A 23195-nucleotide genomic window follows, 5' to 3' on the forward strand; every position below is an offset into this window, starting at 1 on the left:
ACTCCTTGCGGTTGACGGACTACGCACGCGTTCGGGTGATGCGGACCACGCCGGTCAGGGTGCGCAGCTTCTTGATCACGCGAGCCAGGTGCACGCGGTCGCGCACGCTGACCACCAGTTGGACCACGCTGACGCGACCGTCGCGCTCATCCATGCTGATCTTCTCGATGTTGCCGTCGGCGGCGTTGACGCTGCTGGCCAGCAGGGCGATCAGGCCGCGCTGGTGTTCCAGTTCGACGCGCAGTTCGACATTGAACTCGCCGGTGACGTCCTTGGCCCAGGAGAGCTGCAGGCACTTCTCCGGGTTGTGTCGGATTTCACTGATGTTGCGGCAGTCTTCCAGGTGCACGACCATGCCCTTGCCCGCCGACAGGTGGCCGACGATGGGGTCCCCCGGGATCGGCGTACAGCACTTGGCGTAGCTGAGCACCAGGCCTTCTGTGCCGCGGATCGCCAGCGGGCCCTCTGGCGATGGCAACTGCTCGCCTTCGGCGGACAGCAGGCGGCGGGCGACCACGTAGGCCATGCGGTTGCCCAGGCCGATGTCTTCGAGCAGGTCTTCGACGAGCTCCAGGCGGTATTCGGTGAGGATGGCCTGGACGCGCTCGGCGGCGATCTTGTCCAGGCTGCTGTCGAAGCCCGTCAGCACTTTGTTCAGCAGGCGTTCGCCGAGGCTGATGGATTCGGAGCGGCGCTGCTGTTTGAGCGCATGGCGAATGTGCGTGCGTGCCTTGCCGGTAACCACGAAATTGAGCCAGGCCGGGTTTGGGCGTGCGCCCGGTGCACTGACGATCTCGACCGTCGAGCCACTTTGCAACGGCTCGGAGAGCGGTGCCAGGCGACGGTTGATGCGGCAGGCGATGCAGCTGTTGCCGACGTCGGTGTGCACCGCGTAGGCGAAGTCGACGGCAGTGGAGCCTTTGGGCAGCTCCATGATCCGGCCTTTGGGCGTGAAGACATAGACCTCGTCCGGGAACAGGTCGATCTTCACACTCTCGATGAACTCCAGCGAGTTGCCGGCCCGCTGCTGCAGCTCGAGGATGCCCTTGACCCATTGACGGGCGCGGGCGTGGCTGCCCTTGGGCTGTTCTTCCTCGTTCGACTTGTACAGCCAGTGCGCGGCGATGCCGTTGTTGGCCATCTCTTCCATTTCGCGGGTGCGGATCTGGATTTCGATGGGCACACCGTGCATGCCGAACAGCGTGGTGTGCAGCGACTGGTAGCCGTTGGCCTTGGGAATCGCGATGTAGTCCTTGAAGCGCCCCGGCAGCGGCTTGTACAGGTTGTGCACGGCACCCAGCACGCGGTAGCAGGTGTCGACCTTGTCGACGATGATGCGGAAGGCGTACACGTCCATGATCTCGTTGAAGGCGCGGCGCTTGCCGCGCATCTTCTTGTAGATGCCATAGAGGTGTTTCTGCCGGCCGCTGACCTCGCCCTCGATGCCGTCCGCCGCCAGGCAGTTGGCCAGCGAGGTCTCGATCTTGGCGACGATTTCCTTGCGGTTGCCGCGCGCGCTCTTCACCGCCCGGTGAATGAGCGAGGAGCGCATGGGGTGCATGGCCTTGAAACCAAGATCCTCGAACTCCACGCGCACGGTGTGCATGCCCAGCCGATTGGCGATGGGGGCGTAGATCTCGAGGGTTTCCTTGGCGATGCGCCGGCGCTTTTCACCGGACAGCACTTCCAGGGTGCGCATGTTGTGCAGGCGATCGGCCAGCTTGACCAGGATCACGCGGATATCGCGGGCCATGGCCATGGCCATTTTCTGGAAGTTCTCGGCTTGCGCCTCGGCCTTGGTCTCGAAATTCATCTGGGTCAGCTTACTGACCCCGTCGACCAGCTCGGCGACGGTTTCGCCGAACTGCTGGCTGAGGGCTTCCTTGGCGATGCCGGTATCTTCGATCACGTCGTGCAGCATGGCGGCCATCAGGCTCTGATGGTCCATGTGCATGTCGGCGAGAATGCTGGCGACTGCCAGCGGATGGGTCACGTAGGGCTCGCCACTGCGGCGGCGTTGCCCGTCGTGTGCCTGTTCGGCATAGAAATAGGCCCGGCGAACAAGATTGACCTGTTCGGGGCCCAGATAGGTCGACAGCCGCTCGGCGAGGGCTTCTATACCCGGCATGGTTTCACCTCTTGCAGAGGAAGAGGATCGTGTGCCGCGCGACGTCGACCGGGCATGAATCAGACGGCCTCGTTGTTCTCGTCCTCGAACGCAGCGAACACCGGATCCTCGGTGACGATCTCTTCGGCGGCGATGAATTCATTGGTCACGATGCCTTCGGCAATTTCGCGCAGGGCGACGACGGTTGGCTTGTCGTTTTCCCACGCCACGCGTGGCTCCTTGCCGCCGGTGGCCAGTTGGCGGGCGCGCTTGGTCGAGAGCATGACCAGCTCGAAGCGGTTATCCACGTGTTCCAGGCAGTCTTCAACAGTTACGCGGGCCATGGTCTTCCTCAGTAGCAGATGCGATTAGCGTGCAGCCCAGAATGGGCAGGCGGACTCGATAGTTTAAAAAATCACCAGCCAATAGGGAAGGGCTGTTTTGTCTGGTGATCCGTGTCACCTGCTCGTGGGGGCGGGCTTGCCCGCGAAAGGGCCGTAACAGACAGCCTCTCGCTTGAACCTGACGATAACGCTTCCCGTCCCGCGAACACAACAGCTTCAGCGCATCGCGTCGCGCAAGCGTGGGGTCAGCTCCTCGAACAAGGTCTGTACCGAACGCAGCGCTCGACAATCGGGGCGGGTCAGCAGCCACAGTTGGGTGTCACAACCTGGCAGCGCGCCGCTCAAGGCCTCGACGCCGGGCAGGGTGTCGACCATGTAGTCGGCCAGCGCCGCCACCCCCATGCCGGTGCTGACCAACTGAGCAATGGTCGACATGCCACTGCACTGGTACCGCGGGATCAGGTCGGGGTGCTGCTGGTTGCGCCAGACTACCGTGGGGTGGTCCTGCATGGCGTCGTCAGGGGCGATCCACGGCACGCTGTTTGGCGACTCGGCCAGGCGCTCGCGAAACTCCGGGCGTCCGCAGATTACGTAGGAGGTCGAGCCCAGGCAGCGTCCGACCAGATGCTCCGGGGGTGTGTTGGTCAGGCGCAGGGCGATGTCGGCGTCGCGTCGGCTCAGGTTGGCGAAGGTGTTGGAGGTGCCCATTTCCAGCGACAGCGCGGGGTAGTTGGGCATGAATTCGGCCAGTGCGGGCAGCAACAGGCTGTGCAGCACGGCTTCGGTGCAGGTCAGGCGTACCGTACCGCTGACCACCTGCTCGCCGCTGGTCAGAGCGATGCGCGCGGCGTCCAGCGCCTGCTCGGCCCGTTCAGCCTGTTCGGCCAGGGCCTGTGCGGTGTCGGTTGGCAGGTAGCCCTTGCGGCTCTTGACGAACAGGGCGGTGCCCAGCGCCGACTCCAGTCGCCGGATCGAGCGAAACACCGTCGAAACATCGACCTTGAGCAGCTCGGCGGCCTTGGCCAGTGAGCGACCACGTTCCAGCGCCAGGACCAAGGCGAGGTCCGCGTGATTGATCTGATATTGCATTTGTGCACGCTCTGCTTGCCGATTTGCCAATGTCTGTTGCACTGGAGCCCACTTTATAGTGGAACGGCCCCCGGGAATCAATGCACCGGGCGAGCCACAGAATTTCCCCACGATGGGGCAGTGAAAAGAACAACAGCAGCAACCATCGTCGCCCTCGAGGCGCCAGCCATATCCCCACATCGCCGCTCCGAATCAAAGGATGTACAGCCATGACGTCGGTCTCCCCGTGCGCCCGTTCTTCCCGCGAGATGAATGAATTCCTGGAAGCCCACCCGGACACACAGTACGTCGACCTGTTGATCTCCGACATGAACGGCGTGGTGCGTGGCAAGCGCATCGAGCGGGCCAGCCTGCACAAGGTGTACGAGAAGGGCATCAACCTGCCGGCTTCACTGTTCGCCCTGGATATCAACGGCTCGACCGTCGAAAGCACGGGCCTCGGCCTGGATATCGGCGATGCCGACCGCATCTGCTATCCGATCCCAGGCTCGCTCTCCAACGAGCCCTGGCAGAAGCGGCCGACGGCGCAGTTGCTGATGACCATGCACGAAATCGAAGGCGAGCCGTTCTTCGCCGACCCGCGTGAAGTGCTGCGCCAGGTGGTGAGCAAGTTCGATGCGCTTGGCCTGGATATTTGCGCAGCGTTCGAGCTGGAGTTCTACCTGATCGACCAGGACAATCTGAACGGTCGGCCGCAGCCGCCACGCTCGCCGATCTCGGGCAAGCGCCCGCAGTCCACCCAGGTCTACCTGATCGACGACCTGGACGAGTACGCCGACTGCCTGCAGGACATGCTCGAGGCCGCCAAGGAGCAGGGTCTGCCGGCGGATGCGATCGTCAAGGAAAGTGCCCCGGCGCAGTTCGAGGTCAACCTGCATCACGTCGCCGATCCGCTCAAGGCTTGCGACTACGCGATCCTGCTCAAGCGCCTGATCAAGAACATCGCCTACGACCACGAGATGGACTCGACCTTCATGGCCAAGCCCTACCCGGGCCAGGCGGGCAACGGCCTGCACGTGCACATCTCGCTGCTGGACAAGAAAACCGGCAAGAACATCTTCGCCAACGACGATGCGCTGCAGAGCGAAACCCTGCGTCACGCCATTGGCGGTGTGCTGGAAACCATGCCGGCGTCGATGGCCTTCCTGTGTCCGAACATCAACTCTTACCGCCGCTTTGGTGCTCAGTTCTATGTGCCGAACGCCCCGAGTTGGGGCCTGGACAACCGCACCGTCGCCCTGCGCGTGCCCACCGACAGCAGCGATAACTTGCGTATCGAGCACCGCGTCGCAGGTGCCGATGCCAACCCTTACCTGATGCTTGCCGCGATTCTCGCTGGTATCCACCACGGCCTGACCAACAAGGTCGAACCCGGCGCGCCGATCGAGGGCAATTCGTACGAGCAGCTTGAGCAGAGCCTGCCGAACAACCTGCGTGATGCCTTGCGAGCGCTGGATGACAGCGAGGTCCTCAACCAATACATCAGCCCGGAATACATCGACATCTTCGTGGCCTGCAAGGAAAGCGAGCTGGCGGAGTTCGAAGTGTCGATCTCCGACCTCGAATACAACTGGTACCTGCACACGGTGTAAGCCCATGAGCGCAATCGCGGTTCCCTTGATCGGTGTCAGCGCCTGCCGCCAGCAGGTTGGGAAGAACTCGTCGCACACGGTGGGCGACAAGTATGTCGAGGCGGCAGGTTTTGCCGGGCTGCCTGTGATCCTGCCGGCGCGCGACACGGCCAGCGACCCGCAAGCGCTGCTGGCGCGTCTGAATGGCATTCTTTTTACCGGCTCGCCTTCAAATGTCGAGCCGCATCATTACAATGGCGCCCCCAGCGTGGACGGTACCCGGCACGACGTTGCGCGTGACCGCCTGACCCTGCCGTTGCTGCAGGCCGCCATAGCCGCCGGCGTGCCGGTGTTGTGCATCTGCCGTGGATTCCAGGAACTCAACGTGGCCTTGGGCGGAACGCTGCACCAGCGGGTGCAGGAACTGCCCGGCTACCTGGACCACCGCGAACCTGAGGACGCACCCCTGGAGGTGCAATACGGGCCTCGACACACGGTCGGCATTGCGCCGGGCGGGCTGTTCGAGCGCTTGGGCCTGGCGGAGCAGTTCGAGGTCAACTCGCTGCACAGCCAGGGCATCGACCGTCTGGCCCCGGGCCTGCGTGTCGAGGCACGGGCCCCGGATGGCCTGATTGAAGCGGTGTCGATGAGTGATGCGTCGGGCTTCGTGCTTGGCGTGCAATGGCACCCGGAGTGGCGTTTCGCCGAAAACCCGGTCTCCCTACGTCTGTTTCAGGCGTTTCGTGAGGCCTGCATTGCCCATGCTGCTCGGGAGGGCTCGCGCCAGAAGGCATTCTGACGTTACCCGAAGGTCTCGGATGACCCATCCCCTGCAGCAAGCTTTCAATGAGTGAAAGCGGGCCTTGTTCGCAAGGCCTGTGAAAACAATACCAATAGCAACGGCAAATAACTCATGAGCGAATACACAGAAGCCGGCCGCCCTCCCGATGTGGCGGCCGACGCGGGCAGCAACACCCAGCGCGCCAGCAAAGGCCTGGCCAAAGGTCGCCTGGGCCTGCTGGCCAGCGTGGTGCTGGGCATCTCCACCATTGCCCCGGTCTACACCCTGACCGGCGCCCTCGGCCCGACCGTGCGTGAGGTCGGCGCCCATCTTCCAGCGGTCTTCATCGTCGGCTTCCTGCCGATGCTGCTGGTTGCCCTCGGCTACCGTGAGCTGAACGCCGCGGAGCCCGACAGCGGCACCTCTTTCACCTGGTCGGCACGTGCCTTCGGTCCCATGATCGGCTGGATCGGTGGCTGGGGGCTGGTCGTCGCCACCACCATCGTGCTGTCGAACCTGGCCGGTGTGGCGGTCGATTTCTTCTACCTGTTCATTGGGCAGATCACCGGGCATCACGAGTATGCCGCGCTAGCGGACAACCTGTTGATCAACGTCACTACCTGTTGTGCGTTCATCGCCCTGGCGGTGTGGATCTGCTGTCGCGGCATGGGCACCACCATGACCGTGCAGTACGGCCTGGTTGCCCTGCAATTGCTGGTGTTGGTGGGCTTTGGTTTTGCTGCGTTCGGCGAGACTACCGCGCCACCGCCGCTGGCGTTCGATTTCGCCTGGTTCAATCCCTTCGGGGTCGAATCGTTCTCGGCCTTCGCGGCCGGGCTGTCGCTGTCGATCTTCATCTTCTGGGGCTGGGACGTGTGTCTCACCGTCAGCGAAGAGTCCATCGGCAGCGACGAAGTGCCAGGCAAGGCTGCCACCTGGACGGTGCTGCTGATCCTCGGCCTGTACCTGTTCACCGCCATTGCCACCCTTCAGTTCGCCGGCATCAGCGACACTGGCCTGGGCCTGGGCAATCCGCGCATCCAGGAGAACGTCTTCGCCCACCTGGCAGGTCCGGTGATGGGGCCGCTGGCGATCCTGATGTCGATTGCGGTGCTGGCCAGCACGGCGGCATCGCTGCAGTCGACCTTCGTGTCGCCGGCGCGCACCCTGCTCGCCATGGGCTACTACGGTGCGGTGCCGCAGCGCTTCGCCAGTGTCTGCCCGCGCTCGCAGACGCCGCGTTACGCGACCATCTGTGCGGGCGTGGCTGCGGCCTTGTTCTACGTGACCATGCGTACCCTGAGCGAGAACGTGCTGGCAGACACCATCACCGCGCTGGGGATGATGATCTGCTTCTACTATTCGCTGACCGCGTTCGCCTGTGTCTGGTACTTCCGCGACAGCCTGTTCGACAGCCTGCGCCACTTCTTCATGCGCGGCCTGTGCCCGCTGGTGGGTGGGGTGATCCTGTCGGTGATCTTCGTGCGTACCGCGATCGACAGCGCCTCGCCCGACTTTGGCAGCGGCTCGCATGTCGGTGGGCTGGGGCTGGTGTTCGTGATCGCGGCGATCATCTCGGTGCTGGGGATCGTGCTGATGATGCTGTCGCGGCTGCGTGCACCGGCGTATTTCCTCGGGGCGACCTTGCAGCAGCAGGCGAAGTTGCAGTTGCAGGAATAAGGCGCAAGGGAGCTGCTGCGCAGCCCAATCGCGGGGCAAGTCGTTGCGACTTGCCCCGCGCTGGTTTCAGCGCGTGGTTCAGCCGACCAACTGCTTCAACAGCTCGCCATGGCGCTGCTGCTGCTTCTTGAGCAGCAACCGGTTCGAACGGAACACCGACTTCAGGTCTTCGAGCGCGTCTTCGAAGTCATCGTTGACGATGACGTAGTCGAATTCGTTGTAATGCACCATCTCGCTGACCGCTTCCTTCATGCGCCCGGCGATGATTTCTTCACTGTCCTGGCCGCGTCCGTCCAGGCGCTGGCGCAGGGCTTCCTGGCTCGGTGGCAGGATGAAGATCGACAAGGCCTCGGGCATCAGCTTGCGCACTTGCTGCGCACCCTGCCAGTCGATTTCAAGGATCAGGTCGAAGCCTTGGTCGAGGGTTTCCTGCAGCGCGCTGCGGGAGGTGCCGTAGAAGTTGCCGAACACCTCGGCGTGCTCGAGGAAGTCGCCTTGGGCAATCAATGCCTTGAACTCCTCGTGAACCACGAAGTGATAGTTCACCCCGTGGGTCTCGCCTGGGCGCATGGCACGGGTGGTGTGGGAGACAGAGACGCGGATCTGCTGGTCTTGCTGGGTCAGAGCAGTGACCAGGCTGGTCTTGCCAGCGCCGGAAGGCGCCGAAACGATGTAGAGGGTGCCGCTGCTGTGCTTCATGGTGGGGTGGCCTTACTCGATGTTCTGTACTTGTTCACGCATCTGTTCGATCAGCACCTTCAGATTGACCGCCGCTTGCGTGCTGCGCGGGTCGAAGGCCTTTGAGCCGAGCGTGTTCGCCTCGCGATTGAGTTCCTGCATCAGGAAGTCCAGGCGTCGTCCGGCGGCGCCGCCCGACTTGAGCACGCGGCGCACCTCGGTGACATGGGTGCTGAGACGGTCGAGCTCCTCGGCGACGTCGCTCTTTTGTGCCAGCAGCACCATCTCCTGCTCCAGGCGCTGTGGGTCGAGCTCGGCCTGCAGGTCGCTGAACCGGTCGACGATGCGCTGGCGCTGGGCGGCCAGCATTTGTGGCACCAGGGCGCGCAGGGTGGCGACTTCGGTGGTCATGGCGTCCAGGCGCTCGTTGATCAGTCGGGCCAGCTCCTGGCCCTCGCGCAGGCGGCCGGCCTTGAGCTCGGCGAGCGCCTCGTCGAACAGTGCCATCGCCTCGGTGTTCAGCGCCTGTGGGTCGGCGGCATCGGCTACCAGCACGCCGGGCCAGGCCAACACTTCGAGGGGATTGAGCGGGGCTGGCTGATTGATCAGCCCGGCCACGGTCTCGGCGGCGGCGACCAGTTGCGCGGCGCGCTCGCGATCGACCTGCAACGGCTTGCCGGTGCTGTCTTCGGACAGGCGCAAGGTGCATTCGACCTTGCCGCGCGACAGCCCCTGGCGCAGGCCTTCGCGTACCGCGCCCTCAAGATCGCGCAGGGCTTCGGGCAGGCGCAGGTGCGGTTCGAGATAGCGGTGGTTGACCGAGCGCAGCTCCCAGGCCAGGGTGCCCTGGCTGCCGGCGCGCTCGACGCGGGCAAAGGCGGTCATGCTGTGCACCATGGGGAGTACCTCGCGAATTCGGTTTGTACGGGGAAGCCTTTCGGCTGCAAGGCGCAGGATTGTAGCGCAGTGCGGCGGTGGCGCCCAATCGGACCATGCTACAGGGCGTCGCAGGCATAGGTGGAAAAAGTCGACGGGTTGCGAGGCCGCGACAATAGGCATGTCCTCGCAGGACGCACGGCTCTATAATGGCCGCCTGATTCGAATTCCAGTACAGGTATCCCAGATGAAACGTCCAAGTGGTCGCGCTGCCGATCAGCTTCGCTCGATCCGCATCACCCGCAACTACACCAAGCACGCCGAGGGGTCGGTACTGGTCGAGTTCGGTGACACCAAGGTCATCTGCACGGTCAGCGTCGAGAACGGTGTACCACGCTTCCTCAAAGGCCAGGGGCAGGGCTGGTTGACGGCCGAGTACGGCATGCTGCCGCGCTCCACTGGCGAGCGTAACCAGCGTGAGGCCAGTCGTGGCAAGCAGGGCGGCCGCACCCTCGAGATCCAGCGCCTGATCGGCCGTTCGTTGCGCGCAGCCCTGGACATGAGCAAGCTGGGCGACATCACGCTGTACGTCGACTGCGATGTGATCCAGGCCGACGGCGGCACCCGCACCGCTTCGATCACCGGCGCAATGGTGGCCCTGTGCGACGCCCTGGCGGTGATCAAGAAGCGTGGCGGTCTCAAGGGTGGCAACCCGCTCAAGCACATGATCGCCGCGGTGTCGGTGGGCATGTACCAGGGCGAGGCAGTGCTGGACCTCGACTACCTCGAAGACTCGGCTGCCGAAACCGACCTCAACGTGGTCATGACCAGCGCCGGTGGCTTCATCGAAGTGCAGGGCACTGCCGAAGGCGCGCCGTTCCAGCCTGAAGACTTCAACGCCATGCTGGCGCTGGCGCAGAAGGGCATGACCGAGATCTTCGACCTGCAGAAGGCTGCATTGGCCGACTGAAGCTGCGCCAAGGAGGCGATGGACCCATGAGTGAGACGAATCTGCCGATCGAAACGCCGAGCGCCGAAGTTCGGCAATGGGCGATGTTCTGCCACTTCAGCGCCTTGCTCGGGCTGGTGATGCCGCTCGGGCATCTGCTCGGGCCACTGGTGATGTGGATCTGGAAGCGTGAGGTCGATCCGTTCGTCGATGCCCAGGGCAAGGAAGCGCTGAACTTCCAGATCAGCGTCACCATTGCCGGATTCATCTGCTTCCTGCTGATGTTCGTGGTGATCGGCATCGTACTGTTCGCCATCCTGGCGGTGGCAGTGCTGATTCTGATCATCCTGGCAGGGGTTCGGGCCAATGAAGGCAAGCCGTACCGCTACCCGCTGATCTGGCGGCCGATCAAGTAGCCCTGTGCGCTCACGGTAGCTGCAAACCGCCAGCTGCCTTGTGCAGGGCGCGCAGGTGTTCTCCTATCTGCTTCACGTTGGCCTCGATGGCCGCAATTTCCTTCGCGCGGGCTGGCTCCAGCAGCGCTCTGACTTCCTTGTCCAAATCGGTACTCAGGCGTAGCAACTGCGCCTGCCGTTCACTACTGACCTTTTCCAGATGCACCCGCTCCTGGGGTTGCGGCAAGCCGTAGCCATCTGCTTCGAGCAGCTCGGCCGGTCGGCTGAGGAACCCACTGTTGGCAAGCATCTGCTGCAGCGTGGCATTGGCTTTGTCGATGCTGCCGTCCTTGAGCGCGGCGGCATTGAGGTAGCGTTGCTTGACTTCGTCCTGGGCCAGCAGCAACTGGCGGCGCAGGCTGGCCTGTTCGAGCAGCAGCAAGGCCGCACTGGTGCGCAAGTCGGCCTGGGCGAACCAGGGGCGGCGTTGCTCGGCATCCTGGGCCAACCAGTCTTCCACGGCGCTCTGTTTGATCGGCAACTGCTTCTTCAACACTTCGAACATGGCCTGGTAGCGGTCGCGATAAGAGTCGAAGCGATAGCCCAGGCGCAGCGCTTCGCGCGGATCGTCGAGTACGCTGGTGTCGGCCAGACCCCTTCCCTTGAGGACTTCGAGCAAGCCGTTGGGCATGATCGCGTCGAGATCGCTGAAGCGCTGGTCGGCGGTGCCGCTGCGCATCAGCTTGAGGGTTTCCACCGCGCAATTGTTGGACAGGAAATAGTAATTGCCGTCGTAGCTCCAGTGCATTTCGGCAGCCTGGCGCACCAGGTCCTCGATCTGCTGGCGATCGAGCTTGAGCGGCACGGAGGCCAGGCTGCGCAGTTCGGTCTTGGTGTACTCGTCGATCACCTGGCCCAACGGCAGGACGAACAGGCGCGACGGATAGGCGCCGGTCAGGCCGTCCCAGCTGGACAACTGCACATCATTGACGAACGCGCGGTACGACAACACCAGATGACGGTCCAGGTCCAGGCGGCAGTCCGGCCCGCGTGGGCGGCCCGGTGCACAGATCACCAGGCGCAGCATGCTGTGTCCCCAGCGGCTGACCCAGTTCTGGTTGGCCTCGGCAAGCAGGTAGTCGACTTCGTAGACGCGCTCCGGGTCGATTTCGCCCAGCGGCTCGCGGGCGAAGTCACTGCCGGCGTTAAGGAACGGCAGGCCCTTGGCGCAGGTGTCCTGCTGGGGTGCCCAGCCGAAATGATCGTGCAGGTACTGGTTCAGGGCCGGGCGCCGGCAGCCATAGCTCGGGTCGAGGAGGAAGTACTCCATGTTGACCGCGACAAACTCCTTGGGGCTGCTCAGCTCATAGCTGTCCGGGGTGCGTACCAGTTGACCGTTGTGCTGTTCACGCTCACCACGGCGGCCGACGTACTGCGGCCAGCCGGCAAGGTCGAGCAGACGCGGATCGTCACTCAGGGTGAAGCGGCGAGCAGTTTGGCCACGGCATTGCTGGGGCAGGCCGATCTGGCCGAGGGTGCCCTGCTGGCGGTTGCAGCGGGCGATCAGCGAGCGCTCGGCACTGGGCCACAGGCGCGCGCGATCATAAATGTGGGTGAGCTCGTGCAGCACGGTGGCCAGCAGTTCTTCCCGCACCGTCCCGTGGGGGCGATGAGTTTTTTCCGTGGCGGCACTGCCATCGGCTAGCGCTGGCAGCAGGCGGCTGTTGAGATCTAGGGTCGAGACTGGCGAGGCCTGGCCGTAGGCATCGGCAGGCATCTTGTCGGTCCAGCCGACCTGGATACGGCGATCCAGGCGCTGTTTGAAGGAGGGGGGCAGCTTCGACAGTGCCTCATCCAACAGCTGCTGGGAGGCCTGCTGCTGTCGAGCGTCCAGGCCGACAGTCTGCAGCTCGAGCTGCAGGTCGGCCAGGGCGGGCGTGCCGAGCAGCGTCAGGGCGCAGCCGAGCAGCCAGGCACGCACGCGCTTCACAGCGACAGGATGGCTTCGGCCAGTACCTGGTCGCTGGCGTCGCGCGCTTCAGGCACACGCTCGCGCAGGGTGTCGAATGCAGCTTCGAGCTGGGCGCCACGGATATCGCCATTGCTGGCGACGAAGCTGGCGGCGTCGTCGCGGGCCTCGCGCACGACCTTGGAGTCGCGGATCGAGGTGGTGGTGTCGGATGTGAAATCGATCGAACGGCCAAAGGCGCGAACGATGATATTGCTGGTGGCCACCAGGGTTTGCGCCTGGGCCAGGTCGGCCAGCAGCAACATGCCGAGGGTAGCGGCGATCAGCGGTTTACGCATGGAGCATCTCCGAAAAATACAGGGAGTCAGGTGTGATCATTGGACGAGAATTGCTTCTGCCAGTTCAAGGTCGCCGACGGACTGACGCGAATAGATTTGGCGCAGTTCCGTCAGTGCGGCTTGCAGCCGCGCGCCACGAATCCGGCCGTCACTGGCGACGAATGCGGCCGCATCATCATGGGCCATGCCGACGATCTTGCGGTCGAACGGCGCAGTGGTCACCTGGCTGGTGACATAGCCGGTCATGACCGGAAACTGGGTCGTGACATCCATGGCATGGGCGCTTCCCATACTGGCAATGGCGAGCAGCAAGGGCACAAGGTAACGCATGGGCTTGGACAACGCTCTGTCGGCAGGGTGAATGCTGTTCCCGCAGGCGACGGGGGCGCCGTGGCCTGCGGGTACGATGGTTGGCGTCAGAGGGCCAGGATGGCCTGCGCCAGTTGCGTGTCGCTGGCTTGCAGTGCAGGCATCTGCTGGCGGATATGGATGAAGGCACTTTCCAGCTTCGCGCCGCGGATATCCCCTTGGCTGCCAACGAAGCTGGCAGCGTCGTCACGGGCGGCCTGGACGATCTTGTCGTCACGGAACGAAGAGGAGACGTCGGAAGTGGCGTCGGTGGACGCGGCCACTGCGCCAACCACGGCATCGGTGGTGACGACGAAGCTGGTGGCGTGGGCGGTGCCCGCCAAGCTCAGCAGCATGGCAGCGCCAAACAGGTATTTACGGGACATGGGGGACTCCTGCGGGGGGTAGTTCTGATTATTCGGACGCTCGCACTGCTCGTCACGGTACTTTAGATAATAGGCAGCGCGTTTGACCAAGCTAACAGGCCGTTGTCGCAAGCGTATCACGTGGCTCTGTTTCCAGATGTGAAGGACGAGATCAGATGGAACTGTTACGGTCTTTTTTTAATTATCAGAAATTGTACTGCTTCTGTGTTGAGCTGCTCAACTGCGCGGGTTTGAAACAAAAAAACCCGTCGCAGTTCCCTGCGACGGGTTTTGAGAATTCGCGGTGCCGGCGTGGTGCCGGCAAGCCGGAGCTTAGCGCCAGAAAGGCTTGCTCAGCTCTTGGTAGCGCTGGGACTCGCTGATACCGGCGTCGGCCAGCAGGCGGGCATCCAGGCGAGCCAATTGACGGCGGCTGGCGATGCGACGCTGCCACAGCAGCAGGGTCGACAGGGCGCGCAGAGGAGCCGAGGCTTTGGATTCAACGTTGTTTTCGAAAACCAGACCGGAACTGAGGGTACGTTCCATGATGTGTCATCCTTCCGCTTGTGGCGGGATTAGGTAGTGATTTAACTGATGCCAATGATCCTCCTCTGTCGTCCATAACAGTAGATACAGTTCACCAGTATTGCGATGGGCCAGTTAACTGTTAAACGCTACTGTTGCACTCCGAATTGGCATAACTGTACTGGTCTGCACTGTTTTCGTGCATTTTCGCTGTGTTTTAAAATATAGGCGGGATTGAGGCGGGGATTTTAGCGGTACAGTAGTACAGTTTTATATGCCTAACTGTCTAACTGTTTTATCAAGACAGACATGATCGGGGGCTTGTTCCGCGAACACCGGCGCAGCCGGTGCCATGCATCGCAGTGTTCCTTTCGCGGGCAAGCCCGCTCCCACAGAGGCCTGAGCTGCTTTTGTAGGAGCGGGCTTGTCCCGCGATGGGCTCAGAAGACCGATACAGCTGGCCGATCAGCCAGCCAGCATCCGCCCGCTTTCTTCCAGGTTTTCGTGCCAGCTCAGCGCTTCGCGCAGGATATGCGGGGTGTGCCCGCCTCGCTGGCAGGCGCGGTCGAAGTAGTCGTTCAGTGCGGCGCGGTAGTCCGGATGCACGCAGTTGTCGATGATCGCCCGGGCACGTTCGCGCGGTGCAAGGCCGCGCAGGTCGGCCAGGCCCTGTTCGGTAACCAGGATGTCCACATCATGCTCGGTGTGATCGACATGGCTGACCATCGGCACCACGCTGGAAATTGCACCACCCTTGGCAATCGACTTGGTCACGAATACCGCGAGGTGGGCGTTGCGGGCGAAGTCGCCGGAGCCACCGATACCGTTCATCATCCGCGTGCCGCACACGTGGGTGGAGTTGACGTTGCCGTAGATGTCGAACTCCAGCGCGGTGTTGATCCCGATGATGCCCAGGCGACGCACCACTTCAGGGTGGTTGGAAATCTCCTGGGGGCGCAGCACCAGTTTGTCCTTGTAACGCTCGAGGTTGCCGAACACGTCGGCATTGCGGCGGGTCGAGAGGGTGATCGAGCTGCCCGAGGCGAAGCGCAGCTTGCCGGCATCGATCAGGTCGAACGTCGAGTCCTGCAGCACTTCGGAGTACATGGTCAGGTCTTCGAACGGCGATTCGATCAGCCCGCACATCACGGCATTGGCGATGCTGCCGATGCCGGCCTGCAGCGGGCCAAGGCTGTTGCTCATGCGTCCGGCATCAACTTCCTGCTTGAGGAAGTCGATCAGGTGGTCGGCGATGGCCTGGGTCTCGTGATCCGGTGGCAGGACGGTGGAGGGCGAGTCTGGTTGGTCGCTGATGACGATGCCGACGATCTTCGCTGGATCGATCGGGATCGCGGTGCTGCCGATGCGGTCATCGACCTTCACCAGTGGAATCGGCGTGCGGGTCGGGCGGTAGGTCGGGATATAGATGTCGTGCAGCCCTTCGAGGTTGGGGTTGTGCGACAGGTTGATCTCGACGATGACCTGCTTGGCGAAGATCGCGAAGCTGGCCGAGTTGCCCACCGAGGTGGTTGGCACGATGTGGCCCTGTTCCGTGATCGCAACTGCTTCGATGACTGCGATGTCCGGCAAGGTCAGCTGTTTGTTACGCAACTGCTCGACGGTTTCCGACAGGTGCTGGTCGATGAACATCACCTGCCCGTCATTGATGGCCTTGCGCAGGGTGCTGTCCACCTGAAAGGGCATGCGCCGGGCGAGTACACCGGCCTCGGTCAGTTGCTTGTCCAGGTCGTTGCCCAGGCTGGCGCCGGTCATCAGGCTGATCTTCAGTGGCGACTGCTTGGCACGTTCGGCCAGGGCGTGTGGCACTGCCTTGGCTTCGCCGGCGCGGGTGAAGCCGCTCATGCCGACGGTCATGCCGTCCTCGATCAGGCCAGCGGCGTCGGCCGCACTCATTACCTTGCTGTGCAGGGAGGACAAGCGGATACGATCACGGTACATGGATTGTTATCTCGGGCTACTTGGGCTACTGCAGCGCAGTCTAGAGATTTAGCCCGATGCCGTCCCGCGACCATGGTCGTATGAGGAGCCTGGAAATAGAGCCATTGATCTGGATCAGCAAAACGACAAGGCCCCAGGAAGAATCTTCCCGGGGCCTTCTAAAACAGTGTCGTCCAGCTCGGAAAAGGATTACTCCACGGCCTTGACCATGTCCTCGATGACTTTCTTGGCGTCACCGAACACCATCATGGTCTTGTCCAGATAGAACAGTTCATTGTCCAGGCCCGCATAACCGCTGGCCATGGAGCGCTTGTTGACGATGATGGTCTTGGCCTTGAAGGCTTCGAGGATCGGCATGCCGGCAATCGGCGACTTGGGATCGTTCTTCGCTGCGGGGTTGACCACATCGTTGGCGCCCAGCACCAGCACAACGTCGGCCTGGCCGAACTCGGCGTTGATGTCCTCCATTTCGAACACCTGATCGTACGGGACCTCTGCTTCGGCCAGCAGTACGTTCATGTGCCCGGGCATGCGCCCCGCCACCGGGTGAATCGCATACTTCACGGTTACACCGTTGTGGGTCAGCTTCTCGGTCAGCTCTTTCAGGGCGTGCTGGGCGCGGGCCACCGCGAGGCCGTAGCCGGGAACGATGATCACGCTGTCGGCGTTGCTCAGCAGGAAGGTTGCATCGTCGGCCGAACCGGATTTCACCGGGCGTTGTTCTTTCGTGCCGGCCGCCGCGCCGCTATCGGTGTCGCCACCGAAGCCGCCGAGGATGACGTTGAAGAACGAGCGGTTCATCGCCTTGCACATGATGTACGAGAGGATTGCACCGCTGGAGCCGACCAGGGAGCCGGCGATGATCAGCATCGAGTTGTTCAGCGAGAAGCCAATGCCTGCCGCGGCCCAGCCCGAGTAGCTGTTGAGCATCGACACCACCACCGGCATGTCGGCACCGCCGATCGGGATGATGATCAGCACACCCATGACGAAGGCGAGGACCAGCATCAGGGTGAAGGCGCTGTAGTGTCCGGTGAAGGTGAACAGCAAGCCCAGGGCGAGGGTGGTGATGCCAAGGATCAGGTTCAGCTTGTGCTGGCCGGCGAACTGTACGGGTGCGCCCTGGAACAGGCGAAACTTGTACTTGCCCGACAGCTTGCCGAAGGCGATCACGGAGCCGGAGAAGGTGATTGCACCAATGGCTGCGCCGAGGAACAGCTCCAGGCGATTGCCGGTGGGGATAGGGTCGCTGATGCTGGCGACGATGCCCAGTGATTGGGGCTCGAGCACCGCGGCGATGGCGATGAACACCGCGGCCAGGCCGATCATGCTGTGCATGAAAGCGACCAGCTCTGGCATCTTGGTCATCTCGACGCGCTTGGCCATGATCGACCCGGCGCTGCCGCCGATCAGCAGGCCGACGAGGACATAGCCGATACCCGCGGTGGCGCCGCCGCTACCGACCGAGAGTGCAGCGAGCTTATAGATGAGGCCGATGGTGGTGAGCATGGCGATGCCCATGCCGATCATGCCGAACAGGTTGCCGCGCCGGGAGGTGGTCGGGTGCGACAGGCCTTTGAGAGCCTGGATGAAGCAGACCGAGGCGACCAGGTAGAGAAGGGTGACCAGATTCATGCTCATGCTTACTTCTGCCCCTCGTTCTTGGTTTTCTTCTTGAACATTTCCAGCATGCGGCGGGTGACCAGGAAGCCCCCGAACACATTGACCGCGGCCAGGGCCACGGCAAGGGTGCCCATCAGCTTGCCGGCCGGGGTGACCGTCAGCGCTGCGGCGAGCATCGCGCCGACGATGACGATCGCGGAAATCGCGTTGGTCACCGCCATCAGCGGGGTGTGCAGCGCCGGGGTAACGTTCCAGACCACGTGGTAGCCAACGTAGATGGCCAGCACAAAGATGATCAGGTTGTAGATTCCGTGGGAAATCAGCATGTCTTCCATTGTCGTGCTCCTCAGCCGTTCTTGCGCACGACCTGGCCGTCGCGGCACATCAGGCACGCGGCGACGATGTCGTCTTCCAGGTTGATCACCAGCGCGCCGTCCTTGTCGAACAGCAGCTTCATGAAGTCCAGCAGGTTGCGTGCGTACAGCGCAGAGGCGTCGGCAGCCAGCTGGGCGGGCAGGTTGGTCGGGCCGACGATGGTCACGCCGTGTGCCAGCACTACCTGATCGGCCACCGTGAGCGGGCAGTTGCCGCCTTGGGCCGCCGCGAGGTCGATGACGACCGAGCCGGGTTTCATCTGCGCCACGGTCTCGGCGCTGAGCAGCGTCGGTGCCTTGCGGCCGGGGATCAGTGCGGTGGTGATGACGATGTCGGCCTGCTTCGCGCGTTCGTGCACCGCCTGGGCCTGGCGTTGCATCCAGCTGGCCGGCATCGGGCGGGCGTAACCGCCTACGCCTTCGGCGCACTCGCGTTCTTCGTCGGTCTCATAGGGGACGTCGATGAACTTGGCGCCAAGGGATTCGATCTGTTCTTTCACTGCGGGCCGTACGTCCGACGCCTCAATCACTGCCCCGAGGCGCTTGGCCGTGGCGATGGCCTGCAGCCCGGCGACACCGGCACCGAGAATCAGCACGCGAGCGGCTTTCACGGTGCCCGCAGCGGTCATCAGCATGGGCATGAAGCGCGGATAGTGATGCGCCGCAAGCAGCACGGCCTTGTAGCCGGCGATGTTGGCCTGCGATGACAACACGTCCAGGCTTTGCGCGCGCGAGGTGCGCGGAGCGGCTTCAAGGGCGAAGGCGGTGATGCCGTGTTCGGCCATCCTGGCGATGAGCTCGCTGTTGAAGGGGTTGAGCATGCCCACCAGGATACTGCCGGGATTGATCCGGGCCAGTTCCTGGTCGCTGGGCGCCACCACCTTGAGCACCAACTGCGCGCCCAAGGCATCGCCAGCGTCACCCAAGGAAGCACCTGCGGCCTCATAGGCGCTGTCCGGGATGCTGGCTTTGAGCCCGGCGCCCCGTTCGACAGTGACCTGATGGCCCTGGCCGACCAGTTTCTTGATGGTTTCCGGGGTCGCGGCAACCCTCGCCTCACCCGTCTGCGTCTCTAGAGGAACACCAATGTGCACGACTTTGTCTCCTGCGGTGACCTTGTCATTGTTGATTCCAGCGCACTTCGGGTGGTGCTGCTGGAGCGGTCGTTGAGCAATGCATACCGCCGGTTCCGGGGCGGGCGAGGCATTTTGCAGACGAACCGCAGGTGCTTCAACCGGTTCTGGAGCGAAACGAAGTTAAAACTACAAGTCACCCTGTGACCACTTGTCGCAACCGTCCGCATCCAGGCCGTCAAGAACGCGCTATTGGGAGCTTAGGAGAAAAAATCGAAAATTTTTGGCGGTTTTCGTCCGTAGTTTGCTGGATGTCGTAAAAACAGCGGCAAACCCTCGCGGTTACTAGGGTTGATACGGTTTTTTTCGCTAATGGAACAGTTTATGGATTTGCGACAAATCCATATATCTGTAGGTGTTTAAAATAATTGACTACGAAGTCAGCTTTTGGGTTTCATGCGCTTGCGGCGTAGTCGCGCGCCTGAATCACCAGCCAGTCGCGGAATGCGCGCAGCGAAGCTGACTCCACCTTGCGCTCGGGAATCATCAGATAGTAGGCCTTGTCGCTCGACAGGGCATGCTTGTTTGCGACCACCAGTCGGCCCTCCGCCAGCTCGCGCTGGATGAGGAACGGCGGGATCAAGGCTACGCCCATTTCGTGCATTGCCGCCTGGCCCAGCATGGAAAACAGCTCGTAGCGCGGGCCGTTCATGTCGCGTTCCACGCTCATGCCCAGGCTGTCGAACCACTGCCGCCAGGCGTAGGGGCGGGTGGTCTGCTGCAGCAATGGCAGCTCGGCGATGTATCTGGCGTCTAGTGCGTCTCGTCCGTCGAGCCATTGCGGGCTGCACACCGGCACCGGATTTTCACCCATCAGGCGATGTGACTGGGTGCCAGACCAGTCGGCGTCGCCGAAGTAGATGGCGGCATCGAAGGTGGTGTCGGCGAACAGGAAAGGCCGCGTGCGGTTGGTGAGGTTGACCGTTACCTCCGGGTGGCGTTGCTGGAAGTCCTTCAGACGGGGGAGCAGCCACTGGGTGCCGAAGGTCGGCACTACGGCCAGTTCGATGACGTTGGCGCCCTGCTGACGCATCACCGACAGGGTATCCCGTTCCACCGCGTCCAATTGCGCCGAGACCTGGCGGCTGTACGACAGGCCAGCCTCGGTCAGCTTCACCCCCCGGCGCGAGCGTCGGAAAAGCTCCACATTGAGAAAGCCCTCCAGGCCACCGATTTGCCGACAGACGGCACCTTGGGTCAGCGCCAGTTCCTGGGCGGCCTTGGTAAAGCTCTCGTGGCGGGCGGCCGCCTCGAAGCAGACCAGGGCGGTGGTGCTGGGGATCTTGCGCCGCATGTACGTCATTCTCACTTATAAGAGGCGTTGGATAGGGATTTCGCTTATTACGGAGTGAGAAAATAGCACTAATAGGTGCGCAATCCTCGTTTGTCCGCCGACAGGTTCCGGCCTAGGATCAAGGCAACAAGAAATTTCGTCACATACCTTTCGAGGACTCTGCCCATGGCCGGTAAAGCAAGCTTCAACTGGATCGATCCGCTGCTGCTGGATCAGCAGCTCACTGAAGAGGAGCGCATGGTGCGTGACAGCGCTTATCAGTTCGCCCAGGACAAGCTTGCTCCGCGGGTGATCGAGGCGTTCCGTCACGAACAGACCGATCCGGCGATCTTCCGTGAGATGGGCGAGGTCGGCCTGCTGGGGGCGACCATTCCGGCGGAGTATGGTGGCAGTGGTCTCAACTATGTGTGCTATGGGTTGATCGCCCGTGAAGTGGAGCGGATCGACTCGGGCTACCGCTCGATGATGAGTGTGCAGTCTTCGCTGGTCATGGTGCCGATCAACGAGTTCGGCAGTGAGGCGCAGAAGCAGAAGTACCTGCCCAAGCTGGCCAGTGGGGAATGGATCGGTTGCTTCGGTTTGACCGAACCCAATCACGGCTCCGACCCTGGCGCGATGATCACCCGTGCTCGCAAGGTCGAGGGTGGCTACAGCCTGACGGGCAGCAAAATGTGGATCACCAACAGCCCGATCGCCGATGTGTTCGTGGTCTGGGCGAAGGACGATGCCGGCGATATTCGTGGCTTCATTCTGGAAAAGGGATGGAAGGGTCTGAGCGCTCCAGCCATTCATGGCAAGGTTGGCCTGCGTGCGTCGATCACCGGTGAGATCGTCATGGACGGCGTGTTCGTGCCGGAAGAGAACATCTTCCCTGAGGTCCGTGGTTTGAAAGGCCCGTTCACCTGTTTGAACTCGGCGCGCTATGGCATTTCCTGGGGCGCGCTGGGGGCGGCTGAGGCTTGCTGGCACACTGCACGCCAGTACACCCTGGACCGCAAGCAGTTCGGTCGCCCTCTGGCCGCCAATCAACTGATCCAGAAGAAACTCGCTGACATGCAGACCGAGATCACCTTGGGGCTGCAAGGCTGCCTGCGGCTGGGGCGGATGAAGGACGAGGGCACTGCGGCGGTGGAGATCACCTCGATCATGAAGCGCAACTCCTGCGGCAAGGCGCTGGATATCGCCCGTCTGGCGCGCGACATGCTCGGCGGCAACGGGATCTCCGACGAGTTCGGGGTGGCGCGTCACCTGGTCAACCTCGAGGTGGTCAACACCTATGAAGGGACGCATGACATCCATGCGTTGATTCTCGGCCGCGCACAGACCGGCATCCAGGCGTTCTATTAATAGAGGGGCGCGGCCATGGGAGCACTGTCACATCTGCGGGTGCTGGACCTGTCGCGTGTGTTGGCCGGGCCGTGGTCCGGCCAGATTCTCGCCGACCTCGGGGCTGACGTGATCAAGGTCGAGCGCCCGGATAGCGGCGATGACACCCGGGCGTGGGGTCCGCCCTTCCTGCGGGACGCCCGAGGCGAGAACACCAGCGAGGCGGCCTACTATCTGTCGGCCAACCGGAACAAGCGTTCGGTGACTATCGACTTCACCCAGCCCGAAGGTCAGCGCCTGGTGCGTGAACTGGCGGCAAAGTCGGATATCGTCATCGAGAACTTCAAGGTGGGCGGGCTGGCGAGCTATGGGCTGGACTACGAACGCCTGAAGGCGGTCAATCCAAGGCTTATCTATTGTTCGATCACTGGTTTTGGTCAGACTGGGCCCTATGCCAAGCGCGCGGGCTACGATTTCATGATCCAGGGGCTGGGCGGATTGATGAGTCTGACCGGACGGCCTGAGGGTGAGCAGGGTGCCGGGCCCATGAAGGTGGGAGTGGCGCTGACTGACATTCTCACCGGGCTTTATTCTACGGTGGCGATCCTTGCAGCGCTGGCGCATCGCGATCAGTCGGGGGAGGGCCAGCATATCGATATGGCTCTGCTGGATGTGCAGGTGGCGTGCCTTGCCAACCAGGCAATGAACTACCTGACCACGGGCACACCGCCCAAGCGCCTGGGTAATGCGCATCCCAACATCGTGCCTTACCAGGACTTCCCGACGGCCGATGGTGACTTCATCCTTACGGTGGGTAACGACGGGCAGTTCCGCAAGTTCGCGGAAGTGGCCGGTCAGCCGCAGTGGGCAGATGATCCGCGCTTTGCCACCAACAAGCAGCGGGTTGCGCATCGGGCGGAGCTTATTCCTCTGATTCGACAGGCGACGGTGTTCAAGACCACTGCCGAGTGGGTGGCGGAGCTGGAAAGGGCTGGAGTGCCGTGCGGGCCGATCAACGACCTGGCGCAGATGTTCCAGGATCCGCAGGTCGTGGCGCGCGGCTTGAAGGTGGATGTTCCTCATCCGCTGGCGGGCAGTGTGCCTCAGGTGGCGAGCCCGATCAGGTTGTCGGAGACGCCCGTGGAGTATCGTCGGGCCCCACCTTTGCTCGGGGAGCATACCGAGGCGGTGCTGAGGGATGTCTTGGGATTGGATGCAGCGGCTGTTCAGGTGCTGCGTTCTGCAGGGGTGCTGTGACAGCGTCTCAGCTATATAGAGAAGCGGGGAGGCCGGCAGGCCTCCCCGCTGTGTTTTCAGCGATCTGAAAGATTCTTGAAATAAAAGGTTGACGCCCTCTCATATCCCCTTATAATGCGCCCCACTTCCGCAGCAAACGGAACGCAAAACTTCTTGCTAATCAACGAGTTAAGCGAGTTCGGTGAGGTGTGAAGTGCTTCGATCACCTGATCGG

22 protein-coding genes are annotated in these 23195 nt (G+C 62.6%); 7 read left to right on the forward strand and 15 right to left on the reverse strand.

Translation table 11 applies throughout. The annotated features are described in order from the left end of the window. Window positions 1-19: 19 nt before the first annotated feature. The 3 genes from spoT to ACNFHO_RS10800 form a co-directional block, all read right to left on the reverse strand. Window positions 20-2128 carry a bifunctional GTP diphosphokinase/guanosine-3',5'-bis pyrophosphate 3'-pyrophosphohydrolase gene (spoT, locus tag ACNFHO_RS10790; protein ID WP_054894872.1) on the reverse strand — a complete coding sequence of 703 codons (2109 nt, stop codon included), beginning with the start codon at window positions 2126-2128 and terminating at the stop codon, window positions 20-22. 59 nt (window positions 2129-2187) lie between these two features. Then, a complete protein-coding gene (rpoZ, locus tag ACNFHO_RS10795) occupies window positions 2188-2451 on the reverse strand; it encodes a DNA-directed RNA polymerase subunit omega (RefSeq protein ID WP_003253383.1) in 264 nt (87 codons plus the stop codon). A 216-nt stretch (window positions 2452-2667) separates the two neighbouring features. After that, window positions 2668-3540, reverse strand: coding sequence for a LysR family transcriptional regulator (locus ACNFHO_RS10800; protein WP_054894871.1), 873 nt, complete (start codon window positions 3538-3540; stop codon window positions 2668-2670). A gap of 209 nt (window positions 3541-3749) precedes the next feature. On the opposite strand from ACNFHO_RS10800, the gene ACNFHO_RS10805 reads away from it, so the two are divergent. The 3 genes from ACNFHO_RS10805 (at window position 3750) to ACNFHO_RS10815 (ending at window position 7572) form a co-directional block, all read left to right on the forward strand. Continuing rightward, window positions 3750-5132 (forward strand): glutamine synthetase family protein, encoded by a 1383-nt coding sequence (locus ACNFHO_RS10805; protein ID WP_054894870.1) that lies wholly within the window; start codon window positions 3750-3752, stop codon window positions 5130-5132. A 4-nt stretch (window positions 5133-5136) separates the two neighbouring features. Then, window positions 5137-5910: a gamma-glutamyl-gamma-aminobutyrate hydrolase family protein gene (locus tag ACNFHO_RS10810; protein ID WP_054894869.1), complete on the forward strand. Its 774-nt coding sequence runs from the start codon at window positions 5137-5139 to the stop codon at window positions 5908-5910. Window positions 5911-6024: 114 nt separating this feature from the next. After that, window positions 6025-7572: an APC family permease gene (locus ACNFHO_RS10815; RefSeq protein ID WP_416766226.1), complete on the forward strand. Its 1548-nt coding sequence runs from the start codon at window positions 6025-6027 to the stop codon at window positions 7570-7572. 78 nt (window positions 7573-7650) lie between these two features. Here the strand turns inward: ACNFHO_RS10815 and gmk are convergent, their stop codons facing one another. Together gmk and ACNFHO_RS10825 are read right to left on the reverse strand one after the other, a co-directional pair. Next, entirely contained in the window at window positions 7651-8271 is a 621-nt protein-coding gene (gmk, locus tag ACNFHO_RS10820; RefSeq protein WP_065864598.1) for a guanylate kinase, read from the reverse strand. A 12-nt stretch (window positions 8272-8283) separates the two neighbouring features. Beyond that, a complete protein-coding gene (locus ACNFHO_RS10825; protein WP_402760025.1) occupies window positions 8284-9147 on the reverse strand; it encodes a YicC/YloC family endoribonuclease in 864 nt (287 codons plus the stop codon). A gap of 226 nt (window positions 9148-9373) precedes the next feature. Here ACNFHO_RS10825 and rph point away from each other — a divergent pair, with 226 nt between their 5' ends. Together rph and ACNFHO_RS10835 are read left to right on the forward strand one after the other, a co-directional pair. Continuing rightward, a complete protein-coding gene (gene rph / locus ACNFHO_RS10830; RefSeq protein ID WP_063541806.1) occupies window positions 9374-10096 on the forward strand; it encodes a ribonuclease PH in 723 nt (240 codons plus the stop codon). Between the two features lie 26 nt (window positions 10097-10122). Further along, complete coding sequence (locus tag ACNFHO_RS10835; RefSeq protein ID WP_054894864.1) at window positions 10123-10491, forward strand: DUF4870 domain-containing protein; 369 nt, start codon at window positions 10123-10125, stop codon at window positions 10489-10491. Between the two features lie 10 nt (window positions 10492-10501). Here ACNFHO_RS10835 and ACNFHO_RS10840 read toward each other — a convergent pair whose 3' ends face one another. The 10 genes from ACNFHO_RS10840 to ACNFHO_RS10885 form a co-directional block, all read right to left on the reverse strand. Continuing rightward, entirely contained in the window at window positions 10502-12460 is a 1959-nt protein-coding gene (locus ACNFHO_RS10840) for a DUF4105 domain-containing protein (protein WP_416766228.1), read from the reverse strand. After that, complete coding sequence (locus ACNFHO_RS10845; protein WP_054894862.1) at window positions 12457-12777, reverse strand: DUF2388 domain-containing protein; 321 nt, start codon at window positions 12775-12777, stop codon at window positions 12457-12459. The genes ACNFHO_RS10840 and ACNFHO_RS10845 overlap by 4 nt, the downstream gene beginning before the upstream one ends. Before the next feature lie 36 nt (window positions 12778-12813). Further along, window positions 12814-13107, reverse strand: coding sequence for a DUF2388 domain-containing protein (locus tag ACNFHO_RS10850; RefSeq protein WP_416766231.1), 294 nt, complete (start codon window positions 13105-13107; stop codon window positions 12814-12816). 86 nt (window positions 13108-13193) lie between these two features. After that, complete coding sequence (locus ACNFHO_RS10855) at window positions 13194-13511, reverse strand: DUF2388 domain-containing protein (protein WP_063541802.1); 318 nt, start codon at window positions 13509-13511, stop codon at window positions 13194-13196. 312 nt (window positions 13512-13823) lie between these two features. Next, entirely contained in the window at window positions 13824-14036 is a 213-nt protein-coding gene (locus ACNFHO_RS10860; RefSeq protein ID WP_054894859.1) for a DUF1127 domain-containing protein, read from the reverse strand. 444 nt (window positions 14037-14480) lie between these two features. Continuing rightward, window positions 14481-15974 (reverse strand): acetyl-CoA hydrolase/transferase family protein, encoded by a 1494-nt coding sequence (locus tag ACNFHO_RS10865; RefSeq protein ID WP_125931127.1) that lies wholly within the window; start codon window positions 15972-15974, stop codon window positions 14481-14483. Between the two features lie 189 nt (window positions 15975-16163). Then, window positions 16164-17615 (reverse strand): NAD(P)(+) transhydrogenase (Re/Si-specific) subunit beta, encoded by a 1452-nt coding sequence (locus tag ACNFHO_RS10870; protein ID WP_054894857.1) that lies wholly within the window; start codon window positions 17613-17615, stop codon window positions 16164-16166. Between the two features lie 2 nt (window positions 17616-17617). Then, window positions 17618-17932 (reverse strand): NAD(P) transhydrogenase subunit alpha, encoded by a 315-nt coding sequence (locus ACNFHO_RS10875; RefSeq protein ID WP_023378063.1) that lies wholly within the window; start codon window positions 17930-17932, stop codon window positions 17618-17620. Between the two features lie 11 nt (window positions 17933-17943). Continuing rightward, the gene (locus ACNFHO_RS10880; RefSeq protein ID WP_054894856.1) at window positions 17944-19065 is read right to left on the reverse strand and encodes a Re/Si-specific NAD(P)(+) transhydrogenase subunit alpha; all 1122 of its coding nucleotides are present in this window, start codon (window positions 19063-19065) and stop codon (window positions 17944-17946) included. 433 nt (window positions 19066-19498) lie between these two features. Then, a complete protein-coding gene (locus ACNFHO_RS10885; protein ID WP_416766233.1) occupies window positions 19499-20398 on the reverse strand; it encodes a LysR substrate-binding domain-containing protein in 900 nt (299 codons plus the stop codon). A 165-nt stretch (window positions 20399-20563) separates the two neighbouring features. Here ACNFHO_RS10885 and ACNFHO_RS10890 point away from each other — a divergent pair, with 165 nt between their 5' ends. Together ACNFHO_RS10890 and ACNFHO_RS10895 are read left to right on the forward strand one after the other, a co-directional pair. Then, window positions 20564-21745, forward strand: a complete 1182-nt coding sequence (locus tag ACNFHO_RS10890; RefSeq protein ID WP_054894853.1) for an acyl-CoA dehydrogenase — start codon at window positions 20564-20566, stop codon at window positions 21743-21745. A gap of 15 nt (window positions 21746-21760) precedes the next feature. Then, window positions 21761-22981, forward strand: a complete 1221-nt coding sequence (locus ACNFHO_RS10895) for a CaiB/BaiF CoA transferase family protein (protein ID WP_416766235.1) — start codon at window positions 21761-21763, stop codon at window positions 22979-22981. The last annotated feature ends 214 nt before the right edge of the window (window positions 22982-23195 follow it).

This window comes from Pseudomonas sp. NY15374 (genome assembly GCF_048068255.1).
GTDB lineage: Bacteria > Pseudomonadota > Gammaproteobacteria > Pseudomonadales > Pseudomonadaceae > Aquipseudomonas > Aquipseudomonas machongensis.